At 65.2% G+C, this 18,431-nt stretch carries 18 protein-coding genes; 8 read left to right on the top strand and 10 right to left on the bottom strand.

Going from position 1 to position 18,431, the window contains the following annotated elements; genetic code table 11:
- Positions 1-249: 249 nt before the first annotated feature.
- Both RBB39_RS14615 and RBB39_RS14610 read left to right on the top strand, forming a co-directional pair.
- Complete coding sequence (locus RBB39_RS14615) at positions 250-1,023, top strand: dienelactone hydrolase family protein (RefSeq protein ID WP_306169167.1); 774 nt, start codon at positions 250-252, stop codon at positions 1,021-1,023.
- Between the two features lie 238 nt (positions 1,024-1,261).
- On the top strand, positions 1,262-2,515 hold the full coding sequence (locus tag RBB39_RS14610) for a dicarboxylate/amino acid:cation symporter (protein WP_108448679.1): 1,254 nt from the start codon (positions 1,262-1,264) through the stop codon (positions 2,513-2,515).
- Between the two features lie 87 nt (positions 2,516-2,602).
- Here RBB39_RS14610 and RBB39_RS14605 read toward each other — a convergent pair whose 3' ends face one another.
- Positions 2,603-2,836, bottom strand: a complete 234-nt coding sequence (locus tag RBB39_RS14605; protein WP_045992398.1) for a hypothetical protein — start codon at positions 2,834-2,836, stop codon at positions 2,603-2,605.
- A 274-nt stretch (positions 2,837-3,110) separates the two neighbouring features.
- On the opposite strand from RBB39_RS14605, the gene RBB39_RS14600 reads away from it, so the two are divergent.
- Positions 3,111-4,277: a C45 family peptidase gene (locus RBB39_RS14600; protein WP_306169166.1), complete on the top strand. Its 1,167-nt coding sequence runs from the start codon at positions 3,111-3,113 to the stop codon at positions 4,275-4,277.
- Here RBB39_RS14600 and RBB39_RS14595 read toward each other — a convergent pair.
- From RBB39_RS14595 to RBB39_RS14565, 7 genes are all read right to left on the bottom strand, one after another.
- On the bottom strand, positions 4,248-4,526 hold the full coding sequence (locus RBB39_RS14595; protein WP_045992400.1) for a hypothetical protein: 279 nt from the start codon (positions 4,524-4,526) through the stop codon (positions 4,248-4,250). The two genes, RBB39_RS14600 and RBB39_RS14595, sit on opposite strands and share 30 nt — an antisense overlap.
- Before the next feature lie 154 nt (positions 4,527-4,680).
- Positions 4,681-5,403 carry a GntR family transcriptional regulator gene (locus RBB39_RS14590; protein WP_108132156.1) on the bottom strand — a complete coding sequence of 241 codons (723 nt, stop codon included), beginning with the start codon at positions 5,401-5,403 and terminating at the stop codon, positions 4,681-4,683.
- An 88-nt stretch (positions 5,404-5,491) separates the two neighbouring features.
- Positions 5,492-6,235 carry an aspartate/glutamate racemase family protein gene (locus tag RBB39_RS14585; RefSeq protein ID WP_045992402.1) on the bottom strand — a complete coding sequence of 248 codons (744 nt, stop codon included), beginning with the start codon at positions 6,233-6,235 and terminating at the stop codon, positions 5,492-5,494.
- 125 nt (positions 6,236-6,360) lie between these two features.
- The gene (locus RBB39_RS14580; RefSeq protein WP_108132155.1) at positions 6,361-7,641 is read right to left on the bottom strand and encodes a TRAP transporter large permease; all 1,281 of its coding nucleotides are present in this window, start codon (positions 7,639-7,641) and stop codon (positions 6,361-6,363) included.
- The gene (locus RBB39_RS14575; RefSeq protein ID WP_124805238.1) at positions 7,638-8,213 is read right to left on the bottom strand and encodes a TRAP transporter small permease; all 576 of its coding nucleotides are present in this window, start codon (positions 8,211-8,213) and stop codon (positions 7,638-7,640) included. Before RBB39_RS14575 ends, RBB39_RS14580 begins: the two co-directional genes overlap by 4 nt.
- Positions 8,210-9,205, bottom strand: a complete 996-nt coding sequence (locus RBB39_RS14570; protein WP_306169165.1) for a TRAP transporter substrate-binding protein — start codon at positions 9,203-9,205, stop codon at positions 8,210-8,212. The genes RBB39_RS14575 and RBB39_RS14570 overlap by 4 nt, the downstream gene beginning before the upstream one ends.
- Before the next feature lie 478 nt (positions 9,206-9,683).
- Positions 9,684-10,391: a GntR family transcriptional regulator gene (locus tag RBB39_RS14565; protein ID WP_045992404.1), complete on the bottom strand. Its 708-nt coding sequence runs from the start codon at positions 10,389-10,391 to the stop codon at positions 9,684-9,686.
- Positions 10,392-10,827: 436 nt separating this feature from the next.
- Here RBB39_RS14565 and RBB39_RS14560 point away from each other — a divergent pair, with 436 nt between their 5' ends.
- From RBB39_RS14560 to hydA, 5 genes are all read left to right on the top strand, one after another.
- Positions 10,828-11,562: an aspartate/glutamate racemase family protein gene (locus RBB39_RS14560; protein WP_222516386.1), complete on the top strand. Its 735-nt coding sequence runs from the start codon at positions 10,828-10,830 to the stop codon at positions 11,560-11,562.
- An 83-nt stretch (positions 11,563-11,645) separates the two neighbouring features.
- A complete protein-coding gene (locus RBB39_RS14555; protein WP_222516385.1) occupies positions 11,646-12,719 on the top strand; it encodes a TRAP transporter substrate-binding protein in 1,074 nt (357 codons plus the stop codon).
- Between the two features lie 74 nt (positions 12,720-12,793).
- Positions 12,794-13,522, top strand: coding sequence for a TRAP transporter small permease subunit (locus tag RBB39_RS14550; protein ID WP_222516384.1), 729 nt, complete (start codon positions 12,794-12,796; stop codon positions 13,520-13,522).
- Positions 13,519-14,820 (top strand): TRAP transporter large permease, encoded by a 1,302-nt coding sequence (locus tag RBB39_RS14545; RefSeq protein WP_083970360.1) that lies wholly within the window; start codon positions 13,519-13,521, stop codon positions 14,818-14,820. Before RBB39_RS14550 ends, RBB39_RS14545 begins: the two co-directional genes overlap by 4 nt.
- Before the next feature lie 44 nt (positions 14,821-14,864).
- On the top strand, positions 14,865-16,346 hold the full coding sequence (gene hydA, locus RBB39_RS14540) for a dihydropyrimidinase (protein WP_083970361.1): 1,482 nt from the start codon (positions 14,865-14,867) through the stop codon (positions 16,344-16,346).
- 866 nt (positions 16,347-17,212) lie between these two features.
- On the opposite strand, the gene RBB39_RS14535 is transcribed toward hydA, so the two are convergent.
- Both RBB39_RS14535 and RBB39_RS14530 read right to left on the bottom strand, forming a co-directional pair.
- Positions 17,213-17,797, bottom strand: a complete 585-nt coding sequence (locus RBB39_RS14535; RefSeq protein WP_045993490.1) for a DUF4202 domain-containing protein — start codon at positions 17,795-17,797, stop codon at positions 17,213-17,215.
- A 56-nt stretch (positions 17,798-17,853) separates the two neighbouring features.
- Positions 17,854-18,225, bottom strand: a complete 372-nt coding sequence (locus RBB39_RS14530) for a hypothetical protein (RefSeq protein ID WP_124805224.1) — start codon at positions 18,223-18,225, stop codon at positions 17,854-17,856.
- Between the last annotated feature and the right edge of the window lie 206 nt (positions 18,226-18,431).

Raw genomic sequence — 18,431 nt, 5'->3', positions numbered from 1 at the left:
TTGGTCTCGCTCTGGTTGTCCTGAGATGAAGCCGAGACGAGCGCGGTCAGCCGCGGCTCGCCCACTCGATCTTCATACCCCCAATCTGGAAGGCCGCCGGGGAAAACTCAAGTCCCCGCCGCCAACGCTAGGCCGGCTGGATGCAACAAGATGGGGTTCAGGACTGGCGTCTGTGGCCAGGCTTCTATACTCAGCACAGGCCCTGCCATCTGGCGGGGCCAACGCCCCTCACTCGCCAAGGAGCACACCATGTCTCGTTGCGCCCTGCTCGCCCCTGCCCTGATCGGTCTCGGCTCTGTTCTCGCCAGCGCCGGCGCCATGGCCGGACAAAACGTTGACTACCAGGTGGACGGTGAAGCCTTCCAGGGCTATTTCGCCCCCGCCGCGTCCTCTTCCAAGGGCAGCGTGCTGATCATCCACGACTGGGATGGCCTCACCGACTATGAAAGAAAGCGTGCCGACATGCTCGCCGAGGCGGGCTACGACGCCTTCGCCGTGGACCTCTACGGCGCCGGCAACCGCCCCGAGGAGATCGACGCGCGCAAGGCCGAGATGGCGGTGCTCTACGATGACCGTGAACGCATGCGACGACTGACCCTGGCGGGGCTGACCCAGGCCCGTGAACAGGGCGCCGGCGAAGACACCGTGGTGATGGGCTACTGCTTCGGTGGCGCCGTGGTGCTGGAGATGGCCCGCGCCAACGCAGATGATAGTGTGCGTGGTTTCGCTACCTTCCACGGCGGCCTCGACACACCGGAAGGCCAGGGCTACTCCGCCGATACGCCACCGATCCTGGTCGCCCACGGTGGGGCCGACGCCTCCATCGGCATGGACCAGGTGGCGGCGCTGTCCGAGGAGCTGGAGGCGGCTGGCGCCCCCTACGAGATCCAGGTCTACTCCGGTGCTCCCCACGCCTTCACGGTATTCGGCAGCGATCGCTACCAGGCTCGGGCCGACCAGGCCTCCTGGGCGGCCTTCCACCAGCTGCTGCGGCGCACCCTGGAACAGCAGGATCAGGGCTGAACCGCTAGCGTCGTCAACAGCCCGGCCACCTGGAAGCCCCGCCCAGGTGGCCTCTGAGCACCAGAAGGTGTGCAACGGATGAAAACACCGAGGCAGATTATTCGGTAGAATCCGCCTCCATCGTGCCGATCGCCCATTCGATAGCAGCCAACGAGAACATTTTGCTGACTATCGATGGGTGTCGCGTCTTCCCACCTTGCACGGCAGGCCATCCACCCTGTCCTTCTGGAGCCTCCCCATGTCCACCCCCGATCGTTCCCCCGGCCTGTGGCGCCGTATCCCGCTATGGCAGAAGATCCTGGTCGGCCTCGCCCTGGGTGTCCTCGTCGGCACCCTGATGGGCGAGAGCGCCAGCGTGTTCAAGCCCATCGGTGACATCTTCATCAGCGCCATCAAGATGCTGATCGTGCCGCTGGTGTTCTCGACCCTGGTGGTCGGTATCACCGCCATGCGTGATCCCCAGAAGATGGGCCGCATCGGCGCGCGGACCATCGCGCTGTATCTGGTCACCACCGCCTTCGCCATCGCCATCGGCCTAGCCGCCTCCTGGCTGTTTCAGCCTGGCGTTGGCCTCGACATGACCTTCGAGGCCAACCCAGACGCGGCCAAGGAAGCCCCCAGCCTGGTGCAGATCGTGGTCGGCCTGGTGCCCCAGAACCCGGTGGACGCCCTGGCCAGCGGCAATATCCTGCAGATCATCGTGTTCGCCATTGGCCTCGGTGTCTCGCTGACCCTGATCGGCGAGAAGGGCGAGCCGGTGGTCAAGGTGTTCGAAAGCTTCGCCGAGGCCATGGTCAAGCTGACCAGCCTGGTGATGGCGCTGGCGCCCTTCGGCGTGTTCGGTCTGATCGCCCACGTCGCCGGCAGCTACGGCGCCGAGGTGCTGCTGCCCCTGGTCAAGGTGATCGGCGTGGCCTACCTGGCCAGCGTCGTCCACGTGCTGGTGGTCTACTCCGGTCTGCTGTCGCTGCTCGGTCGTCTCAATCCGGTGCGCTACCTGCAGGGCATCCTCGATGCCCTGGTGGTGGCCTATTCGTCGGCGTCCTCGTCCGGCACCCTGCCGGTCTCGCTGCGCTGCGCGACGAAGAACCTCGGCGTGTCCGAGGGGGTCGCCGGCTTCGTGCTGCCGGTGGGCGCCACCATCAACATGGACGGCACCGCCATCTATCAGGGGGTGGTGGCGGTATTCATCGCCCAGTTGATCGGCGTCGACCTGAGCCTGGCCGACTACGGCATGATCATCGTCACCGGCACCCTGGCTTCCATCGGCACCGCCGGTGTCCCGGGCGCCGGCCTGGTGATGCTGTCCATCGTCATGGCCCAGATCGGCCTGCCGCTGGAAGCCCTGGCGGTGGTCGCCGGCGTCGATCGCATCCTCGACATGGCCCGTACCAGCGTCAACGTGGCCGGAGACCTGATGGTCACCACCCTGGTCGGCAAGAGCGAAGGCGAACTCGACGAGAACATCTACAACGCCGCCAACAAGACCTGACCAGCCCCCCGAGCCCCTGCCAGACGACGATGCCCCGGCCAGTTGGCCGGGGCATCGTCGTTCAGGGTTCCGCCAGCATCATCGCTTTCAGCTGTGGCCCTGTTGCTCCTGGCTTGCCGTCTCGCGGGCGTCGAAGTCGGCATCCTGCGTGGCACCAGCGTGTTCAGCCGCGCAGTAAGTGGTGTGATGATTGGCGCAGGGCCCTTCTGCAGGGGCCAGCGGCTCAGCCAGCTTGGCGATCTTGCCGTCGACAACACCTGCCTGAGCGGACAACGGCAGGGCCAAGAGGGCCAATACGAGCAGCGCGTTTCTGGTCTTCATGTTGTGTCTCCTGAGATGGCCGGTAAGGCTCTCTGGCAGCATACAACTTCGCAGACTAATAAAGTGAAACGCTCTGTGGGAGTCTCGCCAGGAATTGTCGAGAAGGGTAGCGAATCGTGTAAAAACTGAACGATATCAATATATTAAAATTCATCCAAGACACCTCGACGGCCACCTCTACGACGCCATGCCAAGCGCAGAACTGCTACGCTGAGGGGATATCCACCCATGTCAGCGACCCGGCGCCAGCCGCTTCGATCGCAGGGAGCACTTCATGACCCCCTCCACGTCCTCTCCCACCCCCTCCTGCTCGTCGTTGACACCCACCAGGCTCTCCGGCAGCCGCCTCGACATCGGTCGTGCCCACGGCAGTCAGCACCGTGAGGCGATCCTTGCCAGCATCGACGTCTACGACCGACTGTTTCATGACCTGGCGGGCCTGCACTGGCACGAGGCGCGACGCGACGCCGAACGCTTCCTGCCGATGATCGAGCGGCGCTACCCGGCCATCCTCGAGGAGCTCGACGGCATCGCCCAGGGCATCGGCGGTGATCTGGCCGACGTGCTTACCCTCAACTGTCGCAGCGAGGTGTCGCTGACCCGCGCCGGCGGTGGCTGCTCGGCCTTTTCGCTCTATCACGCCGGTCGCCAGTGGCTCGCCCAGAACTGGGACTGGCGCGCCGACCAACTCGACCATCTGGTGATCCTCGAGATCCAGGCTCCCGGCGCACCGCCGTTGATCAGCGTGGGCGAGGCCGGCATGGTCGGCAAGATAGGACTCAACGCCAATGGTGTCGGAGTCGGACTCAATGCCATCCGCTCGGCGACCTGTGGCGAGGGACTGCCGATCCATATCGCCCTGCGCGCCATGCTCGAGTGCGAGACCCTCGACGCCGCCCGGCAAATCGCCCACGACGGTGTCTGTGCACCCGCCCACTTCCTGCTGGCCGACGGCAGCGGCCAGGCGGAAGGGCTCGAGGTTCACCCCGGGCAACCGGGAACCATCGCACCGGCTCGCGGGGCCGTCACCCATACCAATCACCTCGCCAGTGACACCGCCACCCACTGGGTCGAGGACTTCCCCAAGCCGGACTCCTGGTCCCGCCTGAGTCGTCTCGACGCGCTGGTCGGGCAACTGCTCGACGACCTGGGCACGGATGGCTCGGGTGCGGATGAAAGGGGGACAGAACGGGGTACAGCGAGCACAGCCCCCAACGAGAGCGCCACCCTCGACGCCGAGCGGCTATTCGACCTGCTCGGTGATCATACCCCCGGCGAGGACAGCCTGTGTCGCCACTTCGACCCGAGCGTCGCTGAACCCGAGCGGATGGAAACGCTGTTCAGCGTGGTCATGGACCTGACCGACAAGGTGCTGTGGCTACGCCACGGCAAGCCCTGCCAGACCACCCATTCAATGCGCCTTGTGCCCACCGCCGTGTGACCCTGACGCCTCGCTTCCGTCCCTGCCGAGTTCGCCTTTCAGGTACTGTTCGGTGGTCAGCAGAAACAGCCGCCGAAACAGCTCGTGGATCGCCTCCTCTCGGCGCAGCGAGGCGAGTTCGGGATCCTTCTCTTCGCTGCCCACCTCCTTCGGGTACTCCCAGGCCATGCGCATGGAGCCCGAGCTGACGTCGAAGATCTCGAGGGTCGGGTTGGCTCCGTGAAGCGCGGTCTTGATGCGATAGGACATGACGACCTCCTGCAGACGCTGACAGCCCAAAACAATGAGAATCATTTACGTTTGTAATATGGTCGTGTTTGGATGGCCTGTCAAGGCTCGTCCTGATCATCGCTGTTCAGCGACCAGAAGAAGCAGGCGACCGTCGCCGTGTCTATCGCAGGGCTCAGCGTGTCAGCAAGGCGCTGATGGCGACACCGGTGTGCATGACGTGTTCGTGCATGTGGCGGCGGGCAAGGTCGGCGTCCCTGGCGATCAAGGCATCGAGAATGGCGCGATGCTCATCGGTGGACTCCTGCCAGCGGCCGAGGCGATTCAGCGCCAGATAACGCGCCCGTTCCAACCGACCCAGCAGGCGCTGGTGGGTTTCCACCAGCACCGGATTGCGCGCCGCCTCGACCAGCAGCGCGTGGATACGGGTATTGGTGGCGAAGTAGCCGTCGCGATCGCCCTTGGCGTGCTGCTTTTCCAGGCGAGTCTGCAGTGAGGCCAGCCGCTTGAGCTCGGTCTCTGTCATGCGCCCGGCCGCCAGTTCCACCGCCATGGCCTCGAGCCCGGCCTCGACCTCGAACAGATGACGCAGTTCGTCACCATCAAGCAGGGTGACCAGGGCGTTGCGATTGCGCCGCAGGGTCACCAGGCCTTCACCCGCCAGCTGGTTCAAGGCATCGCGCAGGGGGGTGCGCGAGATGCCCAGACGCCGACACAGAGCCGGCTCCAGCAGACGCTCCCCCGGGGCCAACTCACCGTGGACGATCAGCCCCTTGAGCAAGTCGTAGGCTTCATCGGCCAGGGACGGCGCCTGGATACGGCGGCGGTGAGGCGCTCGCTGACGCGCGCCTCTATCGGAGGGTGAAGCGACGGTGGCGTCGTCGGTTGTCGACGTCATGGGCAGGATCCAGCGACCGGTGAGGGAAAGGAACAAGGATAGGGCCAGCGTCCAAGTATAGCGACGGGGCTGGCCCGGAGACGAGAGGTCAGCGCCGGCCGATCAGCGTTGCCAGCTCCCTGCTCAAGCCCTTGTGCGGCTTGTCGGGGGGCGCGGCGTAGCTGCCGACGGTGGCCTTGGCGCGACCGAGATCGACCAGCGCCTGGGCCTGGGTGATGGCGCAGGTCACGCCGTCCAGCGCCGGCACCGGCAGCTCGGCGGCGACCTGGCGGGCCAACCCCGCCAGCGGGGCCCCGGCCAGGATCAGCACGTCGGCGCCGTCCTCTCTGACCGCCTGTTCGGCCAGCTCGATCAGGCGCCCGCCCTGGTCCTGCTGCACGCTGCCGATGGCGGCCAGGGGTTCGTCCAGGGCGCGGATACTGGCCAGCCGCGAGCCCAGGCCGTAGCTGTCCACGGTTTCGCGGTACCAGGCCTGGATGCGCTGGGAGATGGCGATGATCGAGAAACGCCCGCCGTACTGACAGGCGCTCATCAGCGCCGCTTCGGTCAGCCCCACCACCGGGATCGGCAGGGCCTCGCGCAACGCGGGCAGACCGGGATCGCCGAAGGCGGCCACCACCACAGCGTCGTGGCCGGGGTAGCGCTCGGCGGCGAGACCCAGGGTCGCATAGCCGCCGATCAGCGCCTCGGCGCGGGTCTCGATGTAGGCCACACCGAAGGGCGCGGTGGCGATGCTCAGCTCGCTGCCCGGGCGCAGGCTTGCCCGTGCTTCACGCTCGATCAGCGCACTGACGTCGTCTGAAATATTGGGATTGATGACCAGAAGCTTCATGGCAGTCTCTTTGTGGTGGGCCGGTTCGAGGCGCCGGATGCGACACCTCGGCCTTTTCGTAGCTTGTCGTTCGGTCGATGCCGTACTTCAGTCGTCAGTACCTCAGACGTCAGTACCTCGATCATTCAGTACCCCAGTGCCCGCGGCAGCCAGGTGACCAGCGAGGGGAAGGCGATACACGCCACCAGCACCACGTACTGGAAGACGATGAAGGGCCAGGCGCTCTTCATCAGCTCGTTCAGGCTGATATTGGAGATGCCGCACATCACGAACAGCAGCACCCCCACCGGCGGCGTCATCATGCCCACCACCAGGTTCATCACGAACAGAAAGCCGAACAGCAGCGGATCGATGCCGTAGGACAGCGCGATCGGCGCCAGCAGAGGCACCAGCATGATGTAGGCGGCGTTGGACTCGACGAACATGCCGACCAGGATCAACAGCCCCATCACCAGCAGCAGGAACATCAGCGGGTCGCTGGTCAGCCCCTGCAGGGCGCTGGTCAGACGCATCGGCACCAGATCGATGGTGAAGGCAAAGGTCATGGTCGAGGCGAAGGCGATCAGCGCCCCCACCATGGCGGCGGTGACCGCGGCGTTGAACATCGCCCGCGGCAGGTGCGACAGGCGTAGCTGGCGGGTGACGAAGAAGCCGATCACCAGCGCGTAGAGCACGGCGATGCCGGCCCCCTCCGTCGGGGTGAAGGCACCAGCGACGATGCCGCCGACCACGACGATCGGCATCAGCAGAATGGGCAGCGCCCGCCAGGTCTGCACCAGCACGTGGCGCAGCCCGATGACTCCGCCGGCCAGCGGATAGCCACGGCGCATCGACAGGAAGCTGGCCAGGCCCATGAAGCCCAGCGCCAGCACCAGTCCCGGCACGATACCCGCCATGAACAGCCCGCCTACCGAGACGCTGGAGCCGGCCATCAAGGCGTAGACGATCATCGCGTTGCTGGGCGGGATGATCGCCCCCAGGTTGGCCGCCGAGGCAACCACCGCGCTGCTGTAGCCGGTGTCGTACTGCTGACGCATGGACGGCACCAGCGAACTGCCCAGGGCGCTGGCACTGGCCACCGCCGCCCCGCTGACCGCCGCCAGCACCATCCCGGCGACGATCGCCACGTGGGCGAGCCCGCCGTGGACGCGGCCGATCAGCGAGTTGGCGAAGTCGACCAGGCGCTGAAGGATCCCTGCCGCCACCATCAACTCGCCGGCCAGCATGAACAGCGGAATCGCCATCAGTGGAAAGCTGTCCACCGAGTGCATCATGCGCTGGGGCAGCACCGCCAGGTCCATGCCGCCAACGACCAGCCCCACCAGCGAGGCAAGGCCCAGGGCAAAGGCCAGCGGCATACGCAGAAGCGCCAGTACCGCAAAGCTCAGAATAATCGCCAGGGTCATGGGCGCACCTCCTCACCGCGGTCATGGCCTGAGTCGGGTCCAACCGGGGCGGAAGGCAGCGGCTCAAGCTCCAGGCACTGGGCGATCAGATGCAGCGCACAGTGGATCGCCGAGATCAGCACCGCGATATAGAACACCGCCGCGGTGATCGGCATGGTTGGCATAAGCTGCGGCCACTTGTCGATCACCGCACCGGTTCCCACCACCCCCAGGATCACCATCAGTACCACCCCCAACGCCGCCATCAGCTGGGCCAGCCGGCGCTGGGCGCCGGCGGGCAAGTGGCTGACAAGGGCATCGATACCGACGTGGATGCCACTCTTGATACCGTGGGGAATGGCCAGAAAGATCGCCCACACAAAGCACAACCGGGACAGCTCATCGGCGGAGTCGATACTGGTGCCGAGCAGGTAGCGTGCCACCACCTGGGCGCACACCAGCACCGTCATCAGGCCCATGGCCAGCAGGATGGCGTAGTAGGAGCCACGGTCCAGCCACGCCAGCAGATGCAGGAAATGGCGCCGAACCGGATGGCCCGCGTGGGCCTCCAGGCGTTGCCAGGCCCGTGTCATGCCCCCAGCTCCTCGAGCACCTTGTCGACCAGCTCAGCGCCGAGCTTTTCGCGCAGATCATCCACTACGCTCTGGCTGGCCTCGCGCAGGGCCGCGCGGGTCTCGTCGCTGATCGGGGTGAACTGCATGCCGCGCTCGATCAGGGTATCGCGGGCCTGGGTATCCTCGGCCGCCGCGGTCTCACGCTGCCAGGCCACCGCCTCGTCCATGGCCGCCATCAGGGTGGCACGCTGGTCGTCGCTCAGGTCTTCGAACTTGTCGCGATTGGCGACCACCACGATGTAGTCGTAGAATTGGCCGGTATCGGACAGGTACGGCTGCACCTCGTCCAGACGCTTGGTCTCGATGATGCTGTAGGGGTTCTCCTGACCATCGAGTACCCCCTGCTGCAGCGCGCCGTAGACCTCCTTGATGTCCATCGACACCGGATTGGCACCGATGGCGCGGAAGGTGTCCAGGTGGGTCTGGTTGGGCTGCAGGCGGATCTTCAGGCCCTGAAAGTCCTCGATCGACTCAAGCGGCCGCTCGGCGTTGGTGACGTGGCGGAAGCCAAGCTCCATGTAGCCCAGCGCCACGAACCCGGCCTCGGCGAGCTTCTCGTCGAGCAGCTCGCCGACCTCGCCGTCGATCAGCGCAAAGGCGTCCTCGCGGCTGTCGAAGGCGAACGGCAGGCTCAGCGCCTCGAGTTCCGGCACGGTACGCGACAGGTAGGAGATGCCGATCCAGCTGCCCATGATGGCGCCGGAACTGACCTGATCGAGATTCTCGCCGGCGCCGCCAAGCTGCATGTTGGGGAACAGCTGGGCTGTCAGATCGCCATCGCTCTGCTCCGCCAGGGTCTCGGCGAAGCGCGCCATGGCGCGACTGCTGGAGTGATCATCGGTGAAGTTGCCGCCAAAGCGCAGGTCTTCGGCCTGGGCCAGCAGCGGTGTGCAAAGACCCAGGGCCAGCGCGCCGGCACCCAGCAGGGAAAGACGGGAGGGAGTCGTCATGTCGCAATCCTTGTTGTTGGTATTGGGTAAGGAATCGGTGATGGAACGCTCAAGCGAGCCCACCTGCTTTGACCTTAGTCGAACACACTAAAGAATTCCAAATCTTGAATACTATTTTTTTTAAAAACTTTATTTATCAGATAGTTGTTGTTTTCACATTCAGCAAGAAGCGACTTATGACATGCGGAGGCCATGCGACAGGAGATCTTCCGGGCGCCGAGCCGTGGGTGGCGAACCATGGGTGGCGAACTATGGGTGGCAAGCCGTGCACGGCGGGGAGTGTCCGGTAGCAAGGAGCAGTGGGCCCAAGCCCCTTGGTGCAGGGCTTGAGGGGAGGCTCGAAGGGAAAAGAGCCCTGGGAAAAGGGGCTCGAGGGCAAAGGTTTGGGAGAAAGCGTTCGGGAGAAAAGGTTCGGCAGAAAGGGTTCGGGGGACGGCGCGGCCAGCACCTGCAGCCCCGCGCCAGGCAACGCTCGCGGTCAGTCGTCGCCAGCGTTGTCGGGCAGCCCCTGCAGCACGGCCTGGCCGGTCTTGCGCATGTGCAGGCTCAGGGCCTCGGACAGCGCCTGGGCGTCCCGCGCCTCAAGCGCCTCGACGAAGTAGCTGTGCTCGCGAGCGGACTCCTCCCAGCGGCTGGCGTCCAGGTTGGCCATGTAGCGCGCCCGGGTAATACGCAACGTCAGCGATTGCTCCAGGTCTTTCAGCACCCGATTGCCGGACAGGTCCGCCAGACGCTGGTGAATGCGTTGATTGAGGGCAAAGTAGCGCTTGCGCTGATTGTCCGCGAAATAGCCCATCATCTCGTCATGGAGTCGGCGGATCTCGGCGATGTCGGCATCAGAGGCGCGCACCGCCAGCAGGTTGCCCGCCAGCGACTCCAGTGCCGCCATGACCTCGAACAGATCACGTACCTCGTCACGATCCACCCTGGTCACCCGGGCCCCACGATGGGGCAGCATCTCGACCAGGCCTTCGCTGGCCAGCACCTTGAGCGCCTGGCGCAGTGGCGTCGGCGACACCCCAAAGGCCTCGCACAGGGGTTTTTCCGCGATCCGGCTGCCGGGGGCCAGCTCTCCTTCCAGTACCATTTCGCGCAGGCGCTCGGCCACCGCCTCATAAAGGCTCGAGCGCTTGAGCGGCGCCGGGCGAGGCGGTGACAGCACGTCCTGATCCAGGGACTCGTTCATGGCGGCTCCTTTTGCTCCTCGGTGCTCCTGGGTGCTCATGCTGGCTGCTTGCGGAGGACTGGGGCGTCGCTTCAGCCCACAGCGCCCTGGAGCGGGCACCCACTGCTCAGCACGCCGACCATCGACCACCAGCACTCAACAAAGCGCTGAAATCAAAGTTATTTCCACACCCCATCGAAGATCCCAAGGCGCGGATTCCACGATGGTGGCCAGGCGTCCACTGCCACTTTCACAGCAAGATGTCATGGCGATTGATGCAGTGTACTTGCAAAAACTCGACGTTATGCAATGCTGAAAAGGTCGTAGAAATTTGGAATTCCGAATTTCTTTCAAGATTCAGTGTAGCGCGCCACAGGCAAGACCGGCCACCGCCGATACGCCTCCGGGGCACGCCCCACACAACAACAACACGACCTTGCACAGGATCGCCACGCCCATGCAACGCACCCTTCTCGGAATGCTGACCCCCTCGTCGAACACCGTGCTGGAGCCTTACACCAGCGCCATACTGCGGGACCTCATGCCAGCGGTCAGTGCCCACTTTCAGCGCTTCACGGTCAAGGAAATCTCGCTGAGCGAGGCGGCCCTGGCCCAGTTCGACCCCGCACCACAGCTTGACGCCGCCCGCCTGCTCAGCGATGCCCGCATGGACGTGATCGCCTGGAATGGCACCTCCTCGAGCTGGCTCGGGTTCGACGCCGACCGCCGCCTGTGCGCCGCCATCACCGAAGCCACCGGCATACCGGCGACCAGCAGCGTGCTGGCGCTCAACGAGGTGCTCGAGCGCACCGGGGTCAAGCGTCTAGGGCTGGTCACCCCATACCTTGACGACATCCAGGCCGCCATCGTCGACAACTACCGGCGTGAAGGAGTCGAGGTGGTGGCCGAGCGTCACCTCAACGACCGCGGCAACTTCTCGTTCTCCGAATACGATGAGCAGACCCTGGCCGAGATGGTCCGCGAGGTCGCCCGAGCAGAGCCGGAGGCGATCACCATCCTGTGCACCAACCTGCGCGGGGCCGGCATCGTCGAGGAGCTGGAGCGGGAGCTCGGTATTCCCATCTACGACTCGGTCAGCGTCACCGTGTGGAAGAGCCTACTGCTGGCAGGCAAGGACCCGAGCGCCATCAACGGCTGGGGCCAGCTGTTTCACGACCCTCGGCTCGGCTGACACTCCCCCGCCCCTCTCCACAGAAACAGCAATAGCAACATCAGCACCTGCAACAACCACCAACAACAAGATGAGGTTCTCCCATGACGACTCCCTCCCTCGTGACGGCGACCCGCCGGCTTACCCTCGGCGCCCTGATCGCCGCCCCCCTGCTGGTGGCCACCAGCCAGGCCCAGGCCGAAACCCTGCTGCGAGTAGCCGGCAATTTCTCCGGCAACAAGCTGCACGTGGACAACGTGGAGCGGCCCTTCTTCGCCGAGCTCGATGCCCGTGACGACCTGGCGGTGAGCTACAACCCGATGGACGCCATCGGCGTGGAAGCCGCGGACGCCCTGCGCAACATACGCTCCGGTGCCTTCGACGTGATGTCGGTGCAGATCGGTATGGCCTCCCGCGACGAGCCGTTCTTCGAGGGCATCGATCTGGCCGGGGTCACCGCCGACCTGGACCAGCAGCGCGAGGCGGTGGACGCCTTCCGCGCCGACTTCGACGCCCGCCTGCAGGAACGCTTCAACGCCAAGCTGATGACGCTGTGGCCATTCGGCCCGCAGATGATGTTCTGTAACGGTGACATCAACGGTGCCGACGACCTGGCGGGCAAGAAGGTGAGGGTGTTCACGCCGTCCATGTCACGGCTGGTGGAAGGACTCGGCGCGGTGCCGGTGACGCTGCAGTTCAGCGAGGTCTACCTGGCGCTGCAGCGCGGCGTCGCCGACTGCGGAGTGACCGCACCGTCGGCCGGCAGTAACGGAAAGTGGCCGGAAGTGACCGATCACTTCGTACCGCTGCCGTTGTCCTACTCGGTGCAGGGCCACTTCATGAACCTGGACACCTGGAACGGCTTCGACGCCGAGCAGCAGGCGTCGCTGAGCGAGGCCTTCGCCCGCCTCGAGGACCAGATGTGGGACCTGGCCTACACCGTCAACGACGATGCCATCGCCTGCAATACCGGTCAGCCGAGCTGCGAGAACCACACCGCCTACGACATGACCCTGGTGGACATCGACGAGGACTCCCGCGCGCGCATCGAACAGATCACCTCCGAGGCGGTGCTGCCGGTGTGGGCGGAGACCTGCGACGCCCGCTACCCCGAGTGCACCGCGCTGTGGAACGCAAGCGTCGGCGAGGTCACCGGCCTGAGCGCCAGCGCGCCCTGAGCGGCGGCTGATCGACCCTGTCGCCCACGACCAGGGGCCGCCCATGCGGCGGCCCCGTCCCCAGGAGCATCCCGATGTCCGATTCCCGTCCCTCCGGTGCGCATTCGCCACCCGACGCCAGATCGCCCGGCGCTGCATCCGCTGCCGCATCGATGGCTGTATCACCGGACTCCCGGCTCGACCGGGGACTTGCCCGTCTGTCCCGCGGTGCCGCTCTGGCCGCCGGCTACGGCGCGCTGTTGCTGTCTGCGCTGATCACCTTCGAGGTGCTGGCGCGCAAGTTCTTCGCCTTCTCGCTGCAGGGGGTCGACGAGATCGGTGGCTATGTGCTGGCTATCGGTGTCGCCTTCAGCTTCGCCTTCGCCCTGACCCAGCGCGCCCATACCCGGGTCGACGTCCTGCTGACGCGACTGCCGCCCCGGCTGCGCGCCCTGCTCAACCTGGTGGCGCTGGTGCTGTTGTGCGTGTTTTCGCTGTTTATGCTGTGGCGGGCGGGCGCGACCCTGGGCGAGACCCTGGAATTCTCCAGCCTGGCCAGCACCCCACTGCAGACCCCGCTGTGGATCCCCCAGTCGCTGTGGCTGATCGGGCTTTCGGTGTTCGCCATCGTCACCCTGCGAGCCGCCGTCCGGGCCGGAGTCCAGCTAACGCGCGGCCAGATCGGCGCGCTCAACGCCGGCTGCGACCCGCTCAGCGCCGATGACGAGCTCGACGAAGCGCGTCGCCACTATGTTGGCGCGAAGAGTGGCTCGCCTGGCCATTCGGCGGATGGCCAGATAGCCGGCCGGGAGAAGACACCATGATTTCCGTCACCGAGGTACTGCTGGGCTTTGCCCTGATGATTTCCATGATGGCGCTGGGCATCCATGTGGCGGTGGCCATCTTCACCACCGCCGCCCTCGGCGCCATGCTCTACCTGGGCACCCCGCTGCTGTTCTCCTTCGGCGACCTGTTGTGGGGCACCCTCAACGACTTCATCCTGACCGCCATTCCGCTGTTTATCCTGCTCGGCGAGCTGCTGCTGCGGGCCGGCATCACCGAGCGCATGTACTCGGCGCTGTCGGTGTGGCTCAACCGCCTGCCTGGCGGTCTGCTGCACACCAACATCGGCGCCTCATCGGTGTTCGCCGCCATGTCCGGCTCGTCGGTGGCCACCGCCGCCACCATCGGCACCGTGGCCCTGCCGGCCTTCGCTGAACGCGGCTACAGCGAGCGCCTGGCGCTGGGCACCCTGGCCGCCGGGGCGACGCTCGGCATCCTGATTCCACCCAGCATCAACATGATCATCTACGGGGCGATCACCAACACCTCCATCGGCGCCCTGTTTATCGCCGGTATCGTACCCGGGCTTGCCCTGGCTGCCACCTTCATGCTGGTGATCATGGGCATGAGCCTGCTGCGCCCCGGGGTCGCCGGCGAGCGCGAGCCGCGCGTGCCGCTGGCCCAACGTCTGCGCTCGCTGGTCGATCTGCTGCCGCCGGCGTTCGTCTTCGCCATCGTCATCGGCAGCATCTACAGCGGCTGGGCGACCCCCACCGAGGCCGCCGCCCTGGGGGTGGTGGCAGCACTGCTGCTCGCGGCGCTCAACCGCAAGCTGACCATCGCCATGCTTCACGAGTGCTTTCTGTCCATGGCACGTACCACCGCCATGATCATGCTGATCATCTCTGCGGCGTTCTTTCTCAACTATATCGTCGGCATTCTCGGCATCCCCTTCGCCCTGACCCAGTGGGTCTCGGAACTGGGACTGTCGCCGCTGGGGCTGATCCTCGCACTGGTGGTGTTCTACCTGGTGCTGGGCTGCTTTCTCGAGACCCTGTCGATGATGATCGCTACCGTACCCATCGTGGTGCCCATGGTGGTGCAGTTCGGCTTCGATCCGGTGTGGTTCGGCGTATTTCTGGTGATCATGATGGAAATCTCGTTGATCACCCCGCCCATCGGCATGAACCTCTACGTGGTGCAGGGGGTGCGCGGACGCGGCTCGATCGTCGACGTGATGATCGGCAGCCTGCCCTTCCTCGCGGTGATGCTCGCCTTCGTCGCCCTGATCACCGCATGGCCTGCCATCGTGCTGTGGCTGCCGGGGGTGATGGGATGATCGGCGATATCCGCTACGCCTTGGCACCAAGCACCTGAACAACAATGAATAACTCCGGCGCGAGCCGGTCTCTGGAGAGCAAGATGCAACGCCTCGATACTCTGATCACCAACGCCACCGTGATCACCGCCGCCGACCGCTTTGTCGCCGATATCGGCATTCGCGACGGGCGTATCGTCGCCCTCGGCGAAGGACTCGCCGAGGGTGCAGGCCCAGTCGGCGAGACCATCGACGCCAGCGGCCTGTGGGTGATGCCCGGCGGCATCGACGCCCACTGCCACCTGGCCCAGCCGCTGGGTGACGGCGCGGTGATGGCAGATGACTTCGCCAGCGGTACCCGCTCGGCGGCGGCCGGTGGCACCACCACGGTGATTCCCTTCGCGGCCCAGTTCAAGGGACAGTCACTGCGCGCGGCGGTGGAGGACTACCACCGCGAGAGCGACGGCAAGGCGATGATCGACTACGCCTTTCACATGATCGTCACCGACCCCAACCAGACGGTGCTGCGCGAGGAGCTGCCGGCGCTGATCGAGGAGGGTTACAGCTCGTTCAAGATCTACCTGACCTACGACGACCTGAAGCTCAACGACCGAGAGGTGCTCGAGGTGCTGGCGCTGGCCCGCCGCGAGGGCGCCATGGTCATGGTCCACGCCGAAAACGCCGACTGCATCGCCTACCTGACCGAACTGCTGGAAGCTCAAGGCCACACCGCCCCGCGCTACCACGCCGAGGCCCACTCCTCCATCGCCGAACGCGAGGCCACCCACCGCGCGATCTCGCTGGCCGAGCTGATCGACGTACCGCTGCTGATCGTCCACGTTTCCGGCCCCCAGGCGATCGAGCAGATCCGCTGGGCCCAGAGCCGTGGCCTGCGGGTCTACGGCGAAACCTGCCCCCAGTACCTGATGCTGACCGCCGATGACCTGGACCAGGACGGCTTCGAAGGCGCCAAGTGCGTGTGCAGCCCACCGCCCCGGGACCCGGCGGCCCAGCAGGCGGTGTGGGAGGCGCTGGAAAGCGGTGTTTTCCAGGTGTTCTCGTCGGACCATGCGCCCTTCCGCTACGAGGACGACAAGGGCAAGAAGCTGCATGGCGAGGAGGCGAGTTTTTCCTGCATCCCCAACGGCATCCCGGGGCTCGAGACGCGCCTGGCGATCCTTTTCTCGGAGGGCGTGGTCAAGCAGCGCATCGACGCCACCCGCTTCGTCGCGCTGACCGCCACCAACCCGGCCAAGATCTACGGCCTTTATCCGCGCAAGGGCACCATCGCCGTGGGCAGCGACGCCGACCTGACCCTATGGGACCCGGAGGCCCGGGTCACGGTGCGCAACGACGATCTGCACCATGCGGTGGATTACACCCCCTACGAAGGCCTGGAGCTGACCGGGCGGGTGGTCATGGCGCTGTGCCGGGGCCAGGTCGTCGCCCGCGACGGCAAGCCCTGCGGCCAAGCCGGTGACGGCCAGTTCCTGCGCTGCGACAAGCCCACCCCGGCAAGGCCCAGAGGGCAGGCCAAGGGGTTCTAGGGCTAGGTAATGGACGTGTTGTACGGTGGAACAATGTGTCCAGTCAAAAGGAAGGAGTCCCCTCGCCCGCGGCGAACAGAGGGCAGCGAAAGGAGCACGGCGAACAACGCCAAGTTGGCCAAGTTGCTCGCCCCCTTGTCTTTTCCACACGAGTCCCGGGGCGAGGGCCCAGTACCCCCGCCCGGGCGCTGGGCTGCACAGGTGCATCGCTTGTATGTCACTCAACCGGGATAGTATGAGAGGTGTCGCTTCCCCCGAGGCGATAGTTGTACGTCGGCCTGACCATAGGCGCCACGATCAACAGGCACGCCCCGGTGGGGCTGTTACTATTGGCTATAGGCCTGGCCACAGTAACCCTGGCGGGGATTGCCACTTACCTCGGCCATCTGCGCGCGGCCGAAGATGCCGTCAAAGGAGGCAGCTCATGAGTCACAATGCCGCCATCATTGTCCTGGGGCTCATGCCCGCCGTCGTTTTCGGCGTGAGCCTGCTACTGATTCGCTGGCGATACCGCTAAGGCTTGTCTGAAAAGTGCCTGCGCTCGGTAATACGGCGTTAAAAGTCGAATCAACATGCTCATTTACACCCCGTAAACTGCGCTGTCTCACCGATTTTTGCCTTGTCTAACCTTCGCTCGCCGACTTTTCGGACAGAGCCTAGCCTTCGATCTTCCTTCACGCTCACAGAGCCCGAGCCCTCGGCCACCTCTCGCCTCGTGGATTCTGGCGACAACACATCAGCCATATCAACAGAGTCGCGGCCTCCAGACAGCCAGGCGCCCATTCAATCGGTAAGCCCCTGGTACTGGCGCCCTTCCCAGGCTTTCGCGCCCCCCAGCTGCTTGAGCAGCCCACTTGCAACCCTGCCTACCCCAGCGCTTCCTCGACGATGGCACGGGCCTCGTCGCTCATGGGCAGGCCCAATGCGAGCTGGTGGGCGGCGGGGGACATCTTCTTCCAGGTCATCTGGACGATGCGGATCAGGTGGTCGTGATCGACCTGACGCGAGAAGTCGGCGAAGTAGTTCTCGAGGAACACCAGGCAGGCGCAGTCTTCCACCGCCTGGGTGCCGGGGTTGCGCCCCAGTCCCTGCTTGCGGATCATCCGCGCCACCTCCTCGGCGTCAGCGTCGCTGTAGCCGCAGGTGCGCATCACCTCCGCCGCCAGTTGGCCGGCGCGCTTGCCCTGGTCACGTCGCCAGGTCAAATAGCCGATGCGGCCCTCTTCATAGTCACTGCGCGGCACCTCCCAGCGTTTCAGGTGCTGGTTGTGCACGGCAAGCTGCACCAGCTCCGGTGCTTCGGGATCGAGTCGCTCGAGCCAGGCGCTCATGCGCCCAGCGTGCCACAGCTCCTGGGGCTGTGACGCCCCGCCCACCTCCACGCGGCGAGGGTCCTCGGCATGCAGGGCGTCGAGCCTTGCCTGGGCCTGGTCGAAGGGCGTTGTCGTCATGGGATTCCTCGATGGCGTCGATGCGTTGCCATCATGGTAACGGTCTGACGGCCATCTCAGTAGTCTTGCGCTGCTCCATGGCCGCGCAGATGACGGCAGGCCAGCGCCAGCGGCAGCAGAAAGATGGCGAAGCACCACATCGCGGCGGCAACCAAAACGACAAGCAGGAGGCGCGTCCACGGACGCTCAAGGGAGGTCAGCAGCGGGCGAAGCCCCTCGAGCAATACACCCAGCACCAGATCCATGCTCGGCAACAGCATGGCATTGAGTACCCCGGCCCAGATAGCCAGGTCGACGGGCACGCCATGGGGCACCAAGCTGACCAGCGCCAGCAGGGCCAGCACGAGAAGCGCCATCCATCGACAAATGCGGCGAGGTTCCGTCGACAGGGCGGGCAGCCGTGGGAACCGGTGGGGCAGCGTGAGCATGGGGAGCACCGAGCAGGAAGATATTCATACTCTATACTGCTCCTCCCCTACCCCCTTTGACTGACCTTTGTGTGCGTAATCACTTACAACACAATCAGCATGACCTACATCACGTTTTGTGCAGAACGTCCTCTGAACCGACGAAAAATCGTCAATCGACTAGTACCAACGGCCGATACGTGACGACAAAACAGCGCAGGGCCGAC

The sequence above is a fragment of the Halomonas sp. MMSF_3323 genome (genome assembly GCF_030733595.1).
GTDB lineage: Bacteria > Pseudomonadota > Gammaproteobacteria > Pseudomonadales > Halomonadaceae > Halomonas > Halomonas litopenaei.
Note: the sequence above shows the minus strand (reverse complement) of the source record. Positions and strands in the feature narration are given on the sequence as shown.